At 76.1% G+C, this 515-nt stretch carries 1 pseudogene; it reads left to right on the forward strand.

Annotation, left to right across the window (positions count from 1 at the left end):
- Positions 1-11 precede the first annotated feature (11 nt).
- A pseudogene (locus FGF04_RS39830) lies at positions 12-515 on the forward strand (ArgS-related anticodon-binding protein NrtL); the annotation flags it as partial.

A 515-nucleotide genomic window follows, 5' to 3' on the forward strand; every position in this document is an offset into this window, starting at 1 on the left:
ACGCTTGACCCGTGACCCCCGTCGAGCTCTCCAGCACCGTCCTGCGCGCCGTGCGCCGTGCGGTGGATGCCGGTGAGCTGGACGTCGGTGTGCCCGAGCGGGCGCAGGTCGTGCCCCCCGGGCCCGGCGGACGCGGGGACTACGCCACCAACGTCGCCCTGCAGCTGGCCCGCCCCGCCGGCCGGCCGCCGCACGAGGTCGCAGCGATCCTGCGGTCGCACCTCAGCACGGCGGCCGGGGTCACCCGCGTGGACGTCACCGGGCCCGGGTTCCTCAACATCACCCTCGCCGCGCGCCAGCAGACCCTCGTCGGCGCGATCCTGCGCGACGGGACGCGGTACGGGTACGCCGCCGACGGGGCCACCGCCGCCCCCGTCCACCTGCGCCACCCCCGCGAGGTGCGTGCCGCCGTCACCGCCGAGGTCCTCGCCCGGATACTGCGGTCCCAGGGCTTCCTCGTCCGCACCACCGAAGCCGAGGCCGGGGCTGAGGCAACGAAGAGAGAGGTCGAGGAC

The organism is Streptomyces apricus, from assembly GCF_008369065.1.
Classification (GTDB): domain Bacteria; phylum Actinomycetota; class Actinomycetes; order Streptomycetales; family Streptomycetaceae; genus Streptomyces; species Streptomyces apricus.